Annotated in this window: 16 protein-coding genes; 9 read left to right on the top strand and 7 right to left on the bottom strand. The window is 72.7% G+C overall.

All coding sequences use genetic code 11. The annotated features are described in order from the left end of the window. The first annotated feature begins 19 nt into the window (after nt 1-19). The gene (locus tag QE359_RS04945) at nt 20-1,285 is read left to right on the top strand and encodes an MFS transporter (protein WP_309777969.1); all 1,266 of its coding nucleotides are present in this window, start codon (nt 20-22) and stop codon (nt 1,283-1,285) included. 27 nt (nt 1,286-1,312) lie between these two features. Here the strand turns inward: QE359_RS04945 and aztA are convergent, their stop codons facing one another. Continuing rightward, nucleotides 1,313-1,939 (bottom strand): zinc ABC transporter ATP-binding protein AztA, encoded by a 627-nt coding sequence (gene aztA, locus QE359_RS04940; RefSeq protein WP_309777967.1) that lies wholly within the window; start codon nt 1,937-1,939, stop codon nt 1,313-1,315. A gap of 50 nt (nt 1,940-1,989) precedes the next feature. Here aztA and aztB point away from each other — a divergent pair, with 50 nt between their 5' ends. Genes aztB through QE359_RS04920 form a run of 4 tightly spaced genes read left to right on the top strand, consistent with a single transcriptional unit; the run spans nt 1,990 to nt 6,156 of the window. Further along, the gene (gene aztB / locus QE359_RS04935) at nt 1,990-2,868 is read left to right on the top strand and encodes a zinc ABC transporter permease AztB (protein WP_309777966.1); all 879 of its coding nucleotides are present in this window, start codon (nt 1,990-1,992) and stop codon (nt 2,866-2,868) included. Continuing rightward, nucleotides 2,865-4,037 carry an ABC transporter gene (locus QE359_RS04930; RefSeq protein WP_309777965.1) on the top strand — a complete coding sequence of 391 codons (1,173 nt, stop codon included), beginning with the start codon at nt 2,865-2,867 and terminating at the stop codon, nt 4,035-4,037. The genes aztB and QE359_RS04930 overlap by 4 nt, the downstream gene beginning before the upstream one ends. Continuing rightward, a complete protein-coding gene (locus tag QE359_RS04925; protein ID WP_309777964.1) occupies nt 4,034-4,948 on the top strand; it encodes a metal ABC transporter substrate-binding protein in 915 nt (304 codons plus the stop codon). The genes QE359_RS04930 and QE359_RS04925 overlap by 4 nt, the downstream gene beginning before the upstream one ends. 26 nt (nt 4,949-4,974) lie before the next feature. After that, nucleotides 4,975-6,156: a hypothetical protein gene (locus QE359_RS04920; RefSeq protein WP_309777963.1), complete on the top strand. Its 1,182-nt coding sequence runs from the start codon at nt 4,975-4,977 to the stop codon at nt 6,154-6,156. A 78-nt stretch (nt 6,157-6,234) separates the two neighbouring features. Here the strand turns inward: QE359_RS04920 and QE359_RS04915 are convergent, their stop codons facing one another. The 3 genes from QE359_RS04915 to QE359_RS04905 form a co-directional block, all read right to left on the bottom strand. Further along, the gene (locus QE359_RS04915) at nt 6,235-7,089 is read right to left on the bottom strand and encodes a LamG domain-containing protein (protein WP_309777962.1); all 855 of its coding nucleotides are present in this window, start codon (nt 7,087-7,089) and stop codon (nt 6,235-6,237) included. Next, nucleotides 7,086-7,967: a S26 family signal peptidase gene (locus QE359_RS04910; RefSeq protein ID WP_309777961.1), complete on the bottom strand. Its 882-nt coding sequence runs from the start codon at nt 7,965-7,967 to the stop codon at nt 7,086-7,088. Before QE359_RS04910 ends, QE359_RS04915 begins: the two co-directional genes overlap by 4 nt. Before the next feature lie 111 nt (nt 7,968-8,078). Beyond that, entirely contained in the window at nt 8,079-8,732 is a 654-nt protein-coding gene (locus tag QE359_RS04905; RefSeq protein WP_309777959.1) for a hypothetical protein, read from the bottom strand. 160 nt (nt 8,733-8,892) lie between these two features. Between QE359_RS04905 and QE359_RS04900 the strand changes: the two genes are divergently transcribed. Continuing rightward, the gene (locus QE359_RS04900) at nt 8,893-9,348 is read left to right on the top strand and encodes a MarR family winged helix-turn-helix transcriptional regulator (protein ID WP_309777957.1); all 456 of its coding nucleotides are present in this window, start codon (nt 8,893-8,895) and stop codon (nt 9,346-9,348) included. A 40-nt stretch (nt 9,349-9,388) separates the two neighbouring features. Here the strand turns inward: QE359_RS04900 and QE359_RS04895 are convergent, their stop codons facing one another. Beyond that, nucleotides 9,389-9,655, bottom strand: coding sequence for a hypothetical protein (locus QE359_RS04895; protein ID WP_309777955.1), 267 nt, complete (start codon nt 9,653-9,655; stop codon nt 9,389-9,391). Nucleotides 9,656-9,731: 76 nt separating this feature from the next. Here QE359_RS04895 and QE359_RS04890 point away from each other — a divergent pair, with 76 nt between their 5' ends. Further along, complete coding sequence (locus QE359_RS04890; protein WP_309777954.1) at nt 9,732-10,553, top strand: aldo/keto reductase; 822 nt, start codon at nt 9,732-9,734, stop codon at nt 10,551-10,553. A gap of 4 nt (nt 10,554-10,557) precedes the next feature. Here QE359_RS04890 and QE359_RS04885 read toward each other — a convergent pair whose 3' ends face one another. Continuing rightward, nucleotides 10,558-11,367: an N-acyl homoserine lactonase family protein gene (locus QE359_RS04885; RefSeq protein ID WP_309777952.1), complete on the bottom strand. Its 810-nt coding sequence runs from the start codon at nt 11,365-11,367 to the stop codon at nt 10,558-10,560. Between the two features lie 75 nt (nt 11,368-11,442). Here QE359_RS04885 and QE359_RS04880 point away from each other — a divergent pair, with 75 nt between their 5' ends. Both QE359_RS04880 and QE359_RS04875 read left to right on the top strand, forming a co-directional pair. Then, entirely contained in the window at nt 11,443-12,093 is a 651-nt protein-coding gene (locus QE359_RS04880; RefSeq protein ID WP_309777951.1) for a cyclase family protein, read from the top strand. Then, nucleotides 12,090-12,785: an alpha/beta hydrolase gene (locus QE359_RS04875; protein ID WP_309777950.1), complete on the top strand. Its 696-nt coding sequence runs from the start codon at nt 12,090-12,092 to the stop codon at nt 12,783-12,785. The genes QE359_RS04880 and QE359_RS04875 overlap by 4 nt, the downstream gene beginning before the upstream one ends. A 20-nt stretch (nt 12,786-12,805) precedes the next feature. Here QE359_RS04875 and QE359_RS04870 read toward each other — a convergent pair whose 3' ends face one another. Continuing rightward, nucleotides 12,806-14,083 carry an amidohydrolase family protein gene (locus QE359_RS04870; protein ID WP_309777948.1) on the bottom strand — a complete coding sequence of 426 codons (1,278 nt, stop codon included), beginning with the start codon at nt 14,081-14,083 and terminating at the stop codon, nt 12,806-12,808. Between the last annotated feature and the right edge of the window lie 12 nt (nt 14,084-14,095).

Below are 14,095 nucleotides of genomic sequence, written 5' to 3'. Positions count from 1 at the left end.
GCGCGTGCTTGACGCCCGCATGACCTCGTCAGCAACGCGCCATGGGTGGCTCAGCGTCGCATCCGTCGCACTCGGATCGTTCGTCCTCGTCCTGTCCGAGTTCCTCCCGATCGGCCTGCTGCCGGCCATCGCCGCCGACCTCGACGTCGGTGTCGGCACCGCGGGGCTCATGGTCGTCGCGACCGGCCTCGTCGGAGCGGTCGCCGCGCCGGTCGTCACCGTGTGGACATCGGCGCTCGATCGCCGGGTCGTCCTCGTCGGCCTGACGGTGCTGCTCGTCGCCGCGGACGCGCTCGCAGCGGTGGCGCCCTCGTTCTGGGTGCTGCTCGTGGCCCGGATGCTGCTCGGCGTCGGCATCGGCGGGTTCTGGGCGATCGGCGCCGGGATCGCCGGACGCCTCGTGCGCCCCGAGTCCGTGATCCGCGCCACGTCCCTCATCACCGCCGGCGTCTCGGTCGCGACCGTCGTCAGCCTGCCCCTCGGCGCACTCGTGTCGTCCCTCGCCACGTGGCGGCTGGCGTTCGTGATCGGCGGCGTGCTCGGGCTCGTCGCGCTCGGTCTGCAGCTCGCGATGCTCCCGCGGATCCCCGCCCAGCAGCGCGTCCGGTTCGGCACGCTCGGGTCGCTGCTCGGTGTGCGCAGGGCCCGGGTCGGCCTGATCGGTGCCGCGTTCCTCTTCACCGCGCAGTTCGCCGCCTACACCTACATCGCGCCGTACCTGCAGGACCTCGTCGGGGTCGGTGCGGACACCGTGACGATCGCGCTGCTGGTCTTCGGCATCGCGGGCATCGTCGGGAACTTCGTCGCCGGGTTCACGCTCGGCCGGAGCGTCCTCGGCACGATCGGCTCCGCGAAGTTCGTCCTCGCCGGCGCAGTCGTCCTGCTCCCGCTGCTCGCACACTCGGTCGTCGGGGTGTTCGTCCTGCTGGTCGTGTGGGGCCTCGTGTGGGGAGCACTGCCGCTCGGCATGCAGACCTGGATGTCCACGTCGTCGCCCGCGGGGTCGGAGACCGGGCTCGCACTGTTCGTGACGACGATCCAGCTGGCGATCGCGGCCGGGTCGGTGCTCGGCGGCGCCGCGGTGTCGTCGTTCGGGTTGGCCGTCGACTTCTGGCTCGCCGGCGGGGTCGCGGTCGTCGGGGCGATCGTGCTCGTGACGCTGGGTGCGCGCCGCTCGAGTGCTGCCCCGGCGCAGGTCGCCGCTCCCGCGGTCCCCGCTCCGGCAGGTGCCGCCGCTCCGGCGGAGACGACCGCGACCGGTTCCGTTGCCGTCGCCTGCCCCTGACGGTCCCGACGGACGGCGCCGCCACGGTCAGCCGAGCCGGACGACCCGGTCCGCTCCGGCGATGACCGTCGGGTCGTGCGTGGCGTGCACGACCACGACCCCGGACGCTGCCTCGTCGGCGAGCGCGCGGACCACGAGCCGACCCGACTCGGCGTCCACCCCGGCCGTGGGCTCGTCGACGAGGAGCACCCCCGCCCGCTGCGCGAGTCCGAGCGCGACGAGGGTCCGCTGACGCTGCCCACCGGACAGCTCGTCGAGCGGCCGGTCCGACAGGGACGCGATCCCCATCCGGTCGAGCTGCTCGTCGACCACGTCGCGGTCGGCACGCGCGAGCGGTCGCCACCACGGACGGCCGGACCACCGGCCCATGCGGACCGCGGCACGGACGGTGAGCGGGAGCGCGCTCGGCGGGACCGACTGGGTCACGTAGGCGACGCCGACGGAGGTGCGGCGCGTCACCGCCCCGGCATCCGGCGTCACGACCCCGGCGAGCGCGTCGAGCAGCGTCGACTTGCCGGAGCCGTTCGGCCCCGTCAGCGCGGTGACCGCACCGGCGGGGAAGGTCGCATCGACCCCGTCCAGGACGGTCCGGTCGCCGCGTCGCACGACGAGTCCGGCGACGTGGAGGGTGGAGGCGGCGGTCGTCGTGGGCACCTGAGGACACTATCAGTATCGATAGTCATTTTCATGTAGCGTCTCCGACCGTGACCTGGCTGACCGATCCCCTCTCCGTCGACTTCATGGTCCGCGCCCTCGTGGGCGGCGGACTGGCGGCGGTGCTCTGCGCGGTCGTCGGCACGTGGGTGCTCGTCCGCGGCATGGCCTTCCTCGGCGAAGCGCTGTCGCACGGCATGCTCCCCGGCGTCGCGATCGCCTCGCTGACCGGGTTCCCCGTCACGCTGGGCGCCGCCGCCAGCGCCACGGTGATGGTGCTCGGGGTCGGCGCACTCCGCCGTCGGGCCCGGCTCTCGTACGACACGTCGATCGGGCTCCTGTTCGTCGGCATGCTCGCTCTCGGGGTGATCATCGTCTCCTCCTCGAGGTCCTTCGCGACCGACGTCACCGCGATCCTGTTCGGTGACGTCCTCGCCGTCACCCGTGCGGACCTCACCGGCCTGACGATGGCCGTCGCGGTGGCGCTCGGGACCGCGGTGTTCTTCCACCGTCCGTTCACGGCAGCGGCGTTCGACGTCCGGAAGGCCGCGACCCTCGGCCTCCGCCCACGGGCCGCCGAGATCGTGCTGGTCGGGCTCGTCACGCTCGCGGTCGTCGCCTCGTACCGGGCGGTGGGCACGCTGCTCGTCGTCGGACTGCTCCTCGCCCCGGCAGCCGCCGCCCGTGCGTGGACCCGGCACGTCGGCTCGACGATGGTGCTCGCCGCCGGGATCGGCATCGCGGCCATCCTCGTCGGGCTGCTCGTCTCGTGGCACCTCGGCACCGCCGCGGGAGCGAGCATCGCCGCCGTCGCCGTCGCCGGGGTCGGCCTCTCGCGCACGGCCGCGTCGCTCAGCACCCGGGTCCGGGACCGGACCCCCGGGACGGAACCACCGACCGCACTACCAGCACCTCGAGAGGCAGCATGACCCACTCCACCCGGCGCGCTCCCACGCGCACCCTGCTCACGACGAGCCTCGTCGTCGGACTCACCGTCGCGACGGCGGGCTGCTCGTCGGGCACGGACCCCGGCGACCCCAGCGCGACCGCCCGGCCACACGGCTTCGTCGAGGGGGCGAGCGAATCCCGGGAACCGCAGCTGCGCCTCCTGGCCGTCTCCGGGACGGGCGAGACCGCACTGCACGACCTGCTCAGCAGCGAGTCGACCGCGCTCGACGACGTCGACGTGCCGACGCACTCCGCCACCGACGGCCGGTTCCTCGTGACGAGCTCCGACAGCCGCACCACGATCGTGGACGGTGGCGCCTGGACGGTCGACCACGGCGACCACACCCACTACTACGCGGCGGAGCCGCGGGTCGTCGGCACGCTGGCGGGGGGCGGTCCGGTCGAGGTGCACTCCTCCGAGACGACCACGACGATCACCTGGCCGGAGCGGGACGAGGCGGTCGTGCTCGACCGGGCCGCGCTCGGCCAGGGGACCGTCGAGGAACGGACCCGGATCGATGCACGGGTCCTGCTCCCCGGCGGAGACCGCCTCGTCGCCGCGACCGACGACGTCGTCCGGGTGCTCGACGCCGACGGCTCGCCGACCGGCACCGACGCGGCGTGCACCGACCCGGCCGGAGGCATCGTCACCCGGGCCGGCTCGGTCGTCGGCTGTTCCGACGGCGCGGTGGTCGTGGACGACGACGGCGCGACGGCGGTGCCGTTACCCGACGGCGCCGAACGGCCGACCTCGTTCGCCGCCCGCGCCGGACGACCGACGGTCGCGGGGCTGGCCGGTGACGCCGGCTTCTGGCTGCTCGACAGCCGCGAACACTCGTGGCGCCTGGTGCCGACCGAGCGCCCGCTCCGCGCCGTCGCCGCGGTCGACGACGCCGACGAGCACGTGGTCGGCGTCGACGACACCGGGCGGGTGGTGGTGCACACGCTCGCCACCGGAGCGATCGTCGCGACCGACCCACTCGTCGCCGGCGACGCCCCGCCCCTGCTGCAGCTCGACGCGAACCGCGCCTACCTGGCCGACCGCGGGACGGGGACCGTGCACGAGATCGACTTCGCCGACGGCGCGCGGGTCGCCCGGGCCATCGACCTCGGCGTGGCCCCGGTCGCGTTCGCGGAGGTCGGACTGTGACGCGGGCACGCACACGGGCCGTCGTCGTCACGGTCCTCGCCGTCGTGGGTGTCGCGTTCGGCGCGAGCGGGTGCACCGCTGCTCCCGGGCAGGACCGGCCACTCGTCGCCGTCACCACGAACATCCTCGGCGACGTCGTCTCGGAGGTCGTCGGCGACGCGGCCGAGGTGATGGTGCTCATGCCCGCCGGGGCGGACCCGCACTCGTTCGAGGTCTCCGCGCAGGAGGCCGCGCGACTCCGCACCGCCGACCTCGTGGTGGAGAACGGGCTGGGCCTCGAGGAGGGCGTGGCCCGGCACGTCCGGGCCGCGGCCGACGACGGCGTCCCGGTCTTCACAGCCGGCGACGCGATCGACGCCCTGGAGTGGACGACCGAGGACGACAGCGGCCCGGACCCGCACCTCTGGACCGACCCCGCACGGATGGTCGACGTCGTCGAGGCACTCGACGACGACCTCCGCGACGTGGGCGTCCGGGCGACGGGCACCGCGGACTACCTCGACGCCCTGCACGTGCTCGACGGGGAGATGGAGCAGGCCTTCGGCGCGCTCGAACCCGGGCAGCGCGCCCTGGTGACGAACCACCACGTGTTCGGGTACCTCGCCGACCGGTACGACTTCCGGGTGGTGGGAGCCGTCATCCCGAGCGGGACGACGCTCGCCTCGCCCAGCGCGGCTGACCTGCGGGACCTCGCCGAGGCGATCGAGGGCGCGGGCGTCCCGACCGTCTTCGCCGATGCGTCCCAGCCCGCACGCCTGGCGCAGGTGCTGGCCGACGAGGTCGACGTCCACGTCGAGATCCGCTCCCTCGCCACCGAGTCGCTCACGGCCGACGGACCCGCGTCCACCTACCTCGGGATGATGCGGTCGAACACCGAGGCGATCGTCGACGGACTGTCGGTTCGTAATTGAGAATGAGAATCAGTACAGTAACAATTATGACGACCAGATCACTCCGCAGCGCGGCCCTTCCCGTCGCCCTGCTCAGCGCGGCCGCCCTTGCCCTCACCGGCTGCGCCGCCGACACCTCCCCCTCCGAGCCGACGAGCACCGCGACCGCGCGCGCCGACGGCACCCGGATCACGCTCACGTACGACGGCGGCCTCCTCGTGCTCGACGACGACCTGCGCGTCCTGACCGACGACGCCGTCGACGGGTTCACCCGCGTCAACCCGGCAGGTGACGGACGGCACGTCCTCGTCACGGTGCCGAGCGGCTTCCGGGTGCTCGACACCGCGGCCGATCCGGCCCTCACCGACGCGGTCTTCCCCGCCGACACCGGGGGCCACGCGGTCGTCCACGGCGACCGGACGGCGCTCTTCGCGGACGGCACCGGCCAGGTGACGACGTTCGACAACACCGAACTCGACGGCGCCGAACTGCCCGACACCGAGACGACCGAGTCCGAGGCCGCGCACCACGGCGTCGCGATCGTGCTGGAGGACGGCACGCTGCTCACCACCATCGGTGACGAGGAGTCCCGCAGCGGGGTCCGTGCGCTGGATGCGGACGGGAAGGAGACCACCCGCTCCGAGGAGTGCCCGAACGTGCACGGCGAGGGCGCGGTCCAGGGCGACGTCGCGGTCTTCGGGTGCGCCGACGGGGCACTCGTGTACGACGACGGCGCGTTCACGAAGCTCGACGCCCCGACCGAGTACGGCCGGACCGGCAACCTGTTCACGACCGACACGTCCTCGATCGCGCTCGGCGACTACAACGACGACCCGGACAGCGAGGGGTACCTCCTCCACCAGATCGCCCTGATCGACGCGGCATCCGGTTCCTACCGGGTCGCCGACGTGCCGGAGGGCGTCGGCTACACGTTCCGGGACCTCGCTCGTGGCCCCGAGGACGAGGCCGTCGTCCTCGGGGACGACGGCGCGCTGCACACCTTCGACACGACGTCCGGTGAGCTGCTCGGCTCCTTCCCGGTGATCGACGCGTGGGAGGGACCGGCCGAGTGGCAGGACGCTCACCCGGCGCTGAAGGTCGCCGGCGACGTCGCGTACGTCACCGACCCTGCCGAGCGGCGGGTCCACGCGGTCGACCTCACGACCGGCGAGACCATCGCCTCGAGCGACGTGCTGCCCGGCGTGCCCAACGAGATGGCGATCGCGTAACGACACGGACCCGACGGACGGACAGGCGGACGGGAGGGACGGTGCCGGCTGGCACCGCGCCTCCCGTCCGTCGGCGTCTCAGCGACCGGCCGCCGCGTGGTTCGCGACCTGGGTCGCCGACAGGACGGAGCCGTAGACCGCCGCGTACCGCATCGACCCCGTGAAGGCGAAGTTCGACGGCTGCCCGGGCCACCCGGACACGGTGTCGTACCCGACCCGGAAGTACCCGGTGAAGTTCTCCGGCGTCGTGAAGGCCGCGTTCGACGCGACGAGGGCACCGTCCGCGTAGAGCCGCATGCCGGTGCCGGCGGACATCGTCGCCACCACGTGGTGCCACGCGCCGTCCGTGTACGCCTTCGGGGACGTCACCACCTGGGTCGTCCCGTTGTAGGTGCCGAAGACGAGCTGCCCGGCGGTGTTGAGGTAGACCTGGCGGTCGTGCTGCCCGGATGCGGCGACCTGGTTGCTGCCGAACCCGACGAGCATGCCGCCGGCGACCGTCGTGCGGAACCAGACCTCCTCGCTGAAGGTGGTCGGGTTCGCGTACGACCGGGGCGTCGAGACGAAGCTCGTCGAACCGTTCAGCGCGTACGAGCTCCCGGCGTCACGCGGGCAGGCGTTCGGGCTCGGCGTGGTCGCCGTCATCGAGCCCTGGTAGGTGCCGTTCAGGCCCTTGCCCGACCAGTCCGTGGCGGTCGTCGAACCGGAGGCCTCGCCGAGACGGTAGGCGAAGAGGGCGGTCGAGGTGTCGGCACCGACCGCTGCGGCGCAGGTGAAGTAGGGCGCGGTCGCGGCGCTGTTGCCGGTGTTCGCGACCACGGCGCTGAAGGCGGACCGCGTCGGTGCGAACGCGTTGGCGAGGCCGACGACGGCGACGGCGAGGACCAGGGCGAGGGCGACGACGCGACCGTCACGGAGGCGGCGGAGTCTCACGAGGGACGCACCGCCTCGACCCGACCGACAGCCAGGCAGAGCACGAGCGGGACGAGGCAGGCGACGACGAGGAGTCCCCACCCGACCGGCCCGAGGTCGATGTTCGAGGTGAGCTGGTAGTGCCCGTTCCTCGTGAGCTCGCGGATGACCATGTGCCCGACCTGCCCGTCGACGAGGTGGACGCTCTCGGCACCACGGGCCTCGACCCGGACCGGGAACATGCCGGAGGACACGATGGTGGCCTCGACGCCTCCGCGGGTGGCCGAGTTCGTGATGGTCGTGACGTTGACGAACGGCTTGAGGATGAAGGCCGCGTACGACAGCGTGAGTGCACCGCCGGCGATGCGGAGGCAGGTGCGGGTGACCCGGTCGGTGAACACGCTCGTGAGCGTCCAGATCACCAACGTGCCGATGAGCAGGAGCGGCGCCGCCCGGAACAGCCACCCGAGGTTCGGGACGAGGAGCACCGGGGAACCGATGACGTTCTCCTGCGTGAGCGTCCACGGGTCGGTCGCGCCGTTGATGTCACCGCGGGTGTGCAGTCCGGCGGCATCGACGTCGATGATGCGGTGGGTGTAGACGACGCCCGGGTTGGCCGCGGTCTCGAAGGAGACGATGTCGCCGACGCGCAGGGTGGCGACGTCCACGGGCAGGTCGAGGACGAGCGTGCCGACCGGCGCGGCCTCGCCCATCGACGGCGTCTCGACGACGAACCACCGCCCGCCGGCGGACAGGAACAGCAGGGCGGCGGTGAGGAGGACGGCGGCGACCGCGGCGACCGTCCAGGCGAGGACCGTCTCGAAGCGGGTGGCGGTGTGGCCGCCGAGGAGCGGACGGTCGAGCGTGCCGCTGAGCGGGATGGCGGCGGTCTGGCTCATCTGCGGCTCCGGTCGTGTGCGGCTGGGAGGGGCGGGGGCGGGACGGGGTGGGGTGATGGGTGGCGACGCTCGACCGGAGGGGGGTCGGTCGAGCGTCGCCGGTCGGGGTGGCTAGGCCGTGAAGGTCCAGGTCATCGGCACGGAGGCGGCGAGGCCCTGGTAGGTGTTGCCGGCCGAGGAGTCGAGCGTGACGGCGAAGCTGAACGGCACGGATGCACCGGCGGCGGGTGCGGCGGGCATCGTGAACGCCGACGCGGCCGCGCCCTTGAAGCTGGCGAGCGTGCCGCTGAACACCGTGGTCGAGCCGGAGGAGATGACGAGGTTCATCTTCGCGCAGAGGTCGGTCGCGGTGCCGTTCACCGACCCGTTGGCCGACTGGGTGCACGTGGCACCCGGGGTCAAGGTGAACGTCGAGGCGTTCGCGGTGCCGGTGTTCTTGATCGAGATCGCGGTCGTGACGGTGTTGCCGGGCGTCATCGTGGTGCTGCCGCCGAACTTGTTGATCGTCGAGCACGTGGCGGAGTTCGTCGAGACCGAGCCGCCGTCGGTGCTCGTGCACGTGACGGTGCCGCCCGCGTTCTGCTCCTGCATCGTGAGCGTGCCGCTGGCTGCGGTGTTGCTGCTGTTGGTGATGCTCGCGGCGAACCCGGAGAGGGTGCCGGTGAGCGAGAGGGAGAGCAGCACGGCGGCGAAGATGCCCGCGAGGAGTGCGACGGGGGCGAATCGGATCCGCTTCAGGGCGGAGCTGCGGAGCTTGTCGGACACGGGAACCTCTTCGGTCGGGCGTTCAGGGAAGTGGAGGAGCAATCGGCTCGGGCTCGTTTGCTTCGATCATCAAGATAGTCAGTCATTCATCAAATTGACCACTCGTATACTGACCCCAGTGCGAGGGACGCCAACGCACCCGACCCGAAGCGAGGAACCCGTGACCCCTGCGCCGCCGACCGACCCGACCGACGCGGCCGACCTCATCGCGGCGTTCGACGCGGTCGTGCGCGCGAACGCGAGCCTCGTCGGACAGCTCAGCGCGCGGGCCGGCGTGCACGAGAACGCCCTGCGCGCCCTGGTGCTCGTGAGCGACACCGGCTACTCCACCCCCACCGAGGTGGCCGGGTACCTCGGGCTGACCTCGGGCGCCGTGACGAACATGATCGACCGCATGACGGCCGCCGACCTGCTCGAGCGCGCTCCGAACCCCAACGACCGGCGCGGATCGCTGCTGCGGCTCCTGCCGGAGGGCGAGCGGGTCGTGCGGGAACACCGCCAGCGGTACGCCGAGGTGCTCGCCGAGGTCGACCGGACGCACGGCGGAGCACTGCTCGGCGTGCTCGCGGACCTGGCGACCGGGCTCTACCAGCGAGCCGGAGACGTGCTGGGCTGATCACCCGGCGAACCCCGGCACGCCCGGACACCCGCGGCGCTCAGCGCCAGGTCCGCGCCACGACCCACCCCGTGCCGTCCGGCGCGACGTCGACGACCACCACGTCGTCGCCGTCGTCGGCACTCACCTGGAACCGCCAGCCCACCGTGTGCTCCGGCGCGTGCGTCACCGCCGACGGCAGGTACTCCGCCGTCGCCGTCAGACGCGTCGGGGTGTCGGAGACCCGCCACCGCCGTTCGCGCCAGACCATCCGGACCGGCACACCGCGGTCCCACCACAGCGTGGCGACCTCCTGCGTGAGCATCATCTCGCCCTCCTCGTTCGAACGTGTGTTCGAATGGTAGACGACCCGACCGACGTCCGCGCGGCGTACTGTCCGGTGCATGCCCGCTCTCATCGACACGTTCACCATGTCCAACGGCCTGCACATCCCGAAGATCGGGTTCGGTACCTGGCAGATCCCGTCCGGCGCCGACGCCTACGACGCCACCAAGGCCGCGCTCGACGCCGGCTACCGCCACATCGACACCGCACTGGCGTACGGCAACGAGGCCAGCGTCGGCGAGGCGGTCCGCGACAGCGGCATCCCGCGCGACGAGCTCTTCATCACCACGAAGCTCCCGGCCGAGGTCAAGACCGCGTCCGGCGCGCGCGAGGCCTTCGACGAGTCCAGCCGCAACCTCGGCCTCGGTCACGTGGACCTGTACCTCGTGCACGCCCCGTGGCCCTGGAGCGACATGGGGTCGGACCACCGGGACGGCAACGTCGAGGTGTGGAAGGTCCTCGAGGAGGTCTACGACGCCGGCCGGACGAAGAGCATCGGCGTCTCGAACTTCGCCGTCGCCGACCTCGAGGACCTGCTCGGCCGCACCGACGTCGTCCCGCACGCCAACCAGATCCGCTGGTTCATCGGCAACACGCAGGACGAGACGACGACCTTCGACCGCGAGCACGACATCCTCACCGAGGGGTACTCCCCGCTCGCCACCGGTGGGCTCCTCGACAACGAGCAGATCGCCGAGATCGCGGCGAAGTACGACAAGAGCGTCGCCCAGGTCGCGATCCGCTACCTGCTCGAGAAGGACGTCCTGCCGCTGCCGAAGTCGACCACGCCGTCGCGCATCGCCGCGAACGCCGACGTGGACTTCGTGCTGTCGGCCGAGGACGTCGCGACGCTCGACGCGCTCGAGGACACCACCGCCTGAGGCATCAGCGAACCCAGGGCCCCCACCCCGGGTCGTGACCGGGCCAGACCTCGACGCCGGGCAGCCCGGTGAGGTCGGCCAGCCGGTCGACGGACCGCTGGGCGTCGGGTTCGTCACCGGCCACACCGACCCACCCGCACGGCGTCCGCTCGGTCAGGTTCCGCTCGAGGTCGGCCGCGTCGCACGCGAGCACCACCGAGCGGTCCGGCAGGTCGATCCGGACCGACTGGTGGCCCGGGGTGTGCCCGCGGGTGTCGAGCACGGTGAGCCCCGGGGCCAGGTCGGCATCCCCGTCGACCAGCAGCACGGCGACGTCGGCGGCGAGCACGTCGTCGACCACGACGGTCTCCCGCCGCCCGATCCCACTCCGCAGCCAGTCCCACTCGCGGCGCTGCAGTACGACGGGTGTCCCCGGTGCGACGAGCCGGAGACCACCGGTGTGGTCGAGGTGCACGTGCGAGATGACGCACGCCGCCAGCGTCTCCCACGCGAGTCCGGCGACGGCGACGCCCTCGGCCAGTGCGTCACCCGGTGGCACGACGGCGGTGTAGCTCTCGTGGTCGTAGTGGGCGGCGCGCTGCTCGGGATCCCGGACGCGGCCGAGGTCGAAGCCGCCGTCGACGAGCACCCAGCCCTCGTCGAACACCACCGCGACGGCCGTCACCGGCTCGAGGAGGAACCGGGCCGGGTCGCCCCCGCGCAACGAGATCGACTCGGGGATGGGCTCCCACCCGAGCACGAGGGGGACGAGCCGACGCGGACGCCCCGAGATCGCGATCTCGTCCGGCTCCAGGTCGCGGACCGATCGGACCATGCTTGCTCCTCGCCTCGCATTGGATACAATTCAGTAGAAACCGAATCCATTGTGCCGTAGTTCCGGGAGGAACCCATGACCGACGCGATCGACATCAACATCCCGATCCACACCGAGATGCTGCACTGGGGGCGTCGGCCGACCTTCGAGATGGTCGAGGAGATCGCGGACGGGTACCCCTCGGACGTCTCCCGGTGGCTGATCGGCGCCCACACCGGCACGCACGTCGATGCCCCGTCCCACTTCGTCCCGGGGGCGACCACGGTCGACGAGATCGCGATGGACAGTGTGGTCGGGCCGGTCCGCGTCCTCGATCTGCGCCACGTCGCCGAGGAGATCACGGCCGAGGACCTGGCCGCCGCCGGAGCCGCCGGAGCCGAACGCGTGCTCTTCCGCACACGGAACTCCACCGACGCGCTGACACGGAACGTGCGCTCCGAGACGTGGGTCGGCCTCGGACCCACCGGAGCCGCGTGGCTCGTCGAGCACGGGGTGCGGTTCGCGGGCATCGACTACATGACGATGGAAGCACCGGCCCACACGGAGGCGTGGCCGACGCACGTCGCACTGTGCGGGGCGGGCGTCGTGATCCTCGAGAACGCCGACCTGTCCGCCGTCGAGCCGGGCGACTACCTCATGGTCTGCCAGCCGGTGCCGTTCGCCGGACGCGAGGCAGCACCGGCCCCGACCGTCCTGCTCCCCCTCGTCGCGGCGGTCGGCTCGTGAGTGCCCCGGCGGTGCACGTCGTCCTGGTCCACGGTGCCGGCGGGTCGCCGTCGGCGTGGTCCTCCGTCGCACCGCTCCTGCGCGCCCGCGGGATCGCGTACACGCTCGCCGACAACGCCATGACGTCGCTCCGGGACGACGCGGCATCGGTGCGTGCACTGGTCGACGCGGTCGACGGTCCGGTGCTGCTCGTCGGGCACTCGTACGGCGGCGCGGTCATCACGAACGCCGGCACGCACGAGCGGGTCGTCGGTCTCGTCTACGTCGCGGCGTTCGCCCCCGACACCGGTGAGTCGGTCTCCGCGATCGTCGAACGGTACGAGCCCGCACTCGTGTCGCGCTACACGCACCGGGGCCCGGACGGCGAGTGGATCACCCGGGACGACGAGGAGTCCCGCGCGGCGCTCGCCTGGGACGTGCCCGACGACGTCCTGCGCGCCGCGCGGTACGAGCGCCGCGTGACCGCGGACGCCGCGTTCCAGCAGCCGACCGGCGAGCCCGCGTGGGCGACCCGGCCGAGCTGGTACCTGGTGGCGACGAGCGACCGGCACCTGTTGCCGGAGATCCAGCGCGACTTCGTCACGCGCATGGACGCCGACGCCGACGAGGTCGACACCAGCCACGCCGTGGCCCACGCGGCTCCGGAGCGGGTCGTCGCGGTCATCGAGCGCGCCGTCGCCGCGGTCGCCTGAACGGCGGGTGGTGACCACGGTCAGGAGGCCGTGGTCACCAGGCCGTCGAGGTCCTTCACCACGCGTCCGGACTGCAGGACCGCGCGCACGCTGGCAGCGTCGGCGAGCGCACCGACGTCGGTCAGCGGGTCGACGCGCGTGACGACCAGATCGCCCTCCTTGCCGGGCTCGACGGAGCCGAGCCGCGCCTCCAGTCCGAGGAGGCGCGCCCCCTGGAGGGTGCCGGCCGTGACGGCGGCGAGCGGGGAGAGTCCGACCTGCACGAGTCGTGCGAGCTCCGCGAGGTTCCGGCCGTGCGGGTGGACACCGGCGTCGGTACCGAGCGCGACGGGGACCCCGGCCGCGAGGGCGCGGCGGACACTGTCGAGCCCGCGCTCGTGGAGCGCGGCGCGGTGGCGGAGTCGCTCCTCGGAGGCGGTGGCCGGGTCGAGTTCGCGGAGCAGCGTGCTGAGGGTGGGGACCAGCACCGTCCCACGCTCGACCATGAGGGCGATGGTCTCGTCGCTGAGGGCGTACCCGTGCTCGATGCTCGACGCCCCACCGAGCACGGCCGCGCGGGCCGCGGCGTCGGTCAGGGCGTGCGCCGTGACCGGGCGTCCGCCGCGTTCGCGGACGAGCCGGACGACCAGACGGACCTGCTCCTCGGTGATGCCGACGTCGTCGGGGTCGTCGGTGGGTGACCCGACCCCGCCGGAGGTGGAGACCTTGATCGCGTCGGCACCCGTGCGGAGCAGCGCGCGGACGGTGCGGACGATGTCGTCGTCGGTGTCGACCACCCCGGGCTCGGGCATCCCCGACCGGACCGCCCACGCCGGGAGCGAGCCGTTCGGTCGGACGGGATCGGCGTGCCCACCGGTGGGCGAGAGCATCGCGATCGCGAGGTGCAGCCGCGGACCGGTCACGGTGCCGCGCGCGACGGCGTTCCGGTAGCCGGGGGTGAGGCCGTCGAGGTCGCGCGCCGTGGTGACGCCCGCGTCCAGCGTGGAGCGGAGCACCTCGGCGACCTCGAGCACGTCCTCCTCGGGGAACCGGCCCCGCTGCTCCTCCGGGGCGGTCGGCACCATGCTGAGGTGCACGTGCGTGTCGACGAAGCCGGGCAGCAGCCAGGTGCCCGTGAGGTCGGCGACGGGGATCCCGGCTGCCGGGGGACGTCGTGGGCCGGCGTACGTGACGACGCCGTCGCGCAGCTCGACCTCGGCGTCGGCGCGCGGCGGTGCGCCGGTGCCGTCGACGAGGGTCGCTCCGACCAGTCGGAGCACACCGGGGGCGTGCGGGGTCGTCGGGAGTCGTGCCGCCACTGACGGGCCCTT

Source organism: Curtobacterium sp. SORGH_AS_0776 (assembly GCF_031453355.1).
Classification (GTDB): Bacteria; Actinomycetota; Actinomycetes; order Actinomycetales; family Microbacteriaceae; genus Curtobacterium.
This window is presented reverse-complemented; position numbering and strand designations above follow the sequence as displayed.

Excerpts from the sequence above, each read along its gene's own strand:
- QE359_RS04945 (WP_309777969.1), top strand. The coding sequence starts at position 20 with ATGACCTCGTCAGCAACGCGCCATGGGTGGCTCAGCGTCGCATCCGTC.
- QE359_RS04930 (WP_309777965.1), top strand. The coding sequence starts at position 2,865 with ATGACCCACTCCACCCGGCGCGCTCCCACGCGCACCCTGCTCACGACG.
- QE359_RS04920 (WP_309777963.1), top strand. The coding sequence starts at position 4,975 with ATGACGACCAGATCACTCCGCAGCGCGGCCCTTCCCGTCGCCCTGCTC.
- QE359_RS04910 (WP_309777961.1), bottom strand. The coding sequence starts at position 7,967 with ATGAGCCAGACCGCCGCCATCCCGCTCAGCGGCACGCTCGACCGTCCG.
- QE359_RS04895 (WP_309777955.1), bottom strand. The coding sequence starts at position 9,655 with ATGATGCTCACGCAGGAGGTCGCCACGCTGTGGTGGGACCGCGGTGTG.
- QE359_RS04890 (WP_309777954.1), top strand. The coding sequence starts at position 9,732 with ATGCCCGCTCTCATCGACACGTTCACCATGTCCAACGGCCTGCACATC.
- QE359_RS04885 (WP_309777952.1), bottom strand. The coding sequence starts at position 11,367 with ATGGTCCGATCGGTCCGCGACCTGGAGCCGGACGAGATCGCGATCTCG.
- QE359_RS04880 (WP_309777951.1), top strand. The coding sequence starts at position 11,443 with ATGACCGACGCGATCGACATCAACATCCCGATCCACACCGAGATGCTG.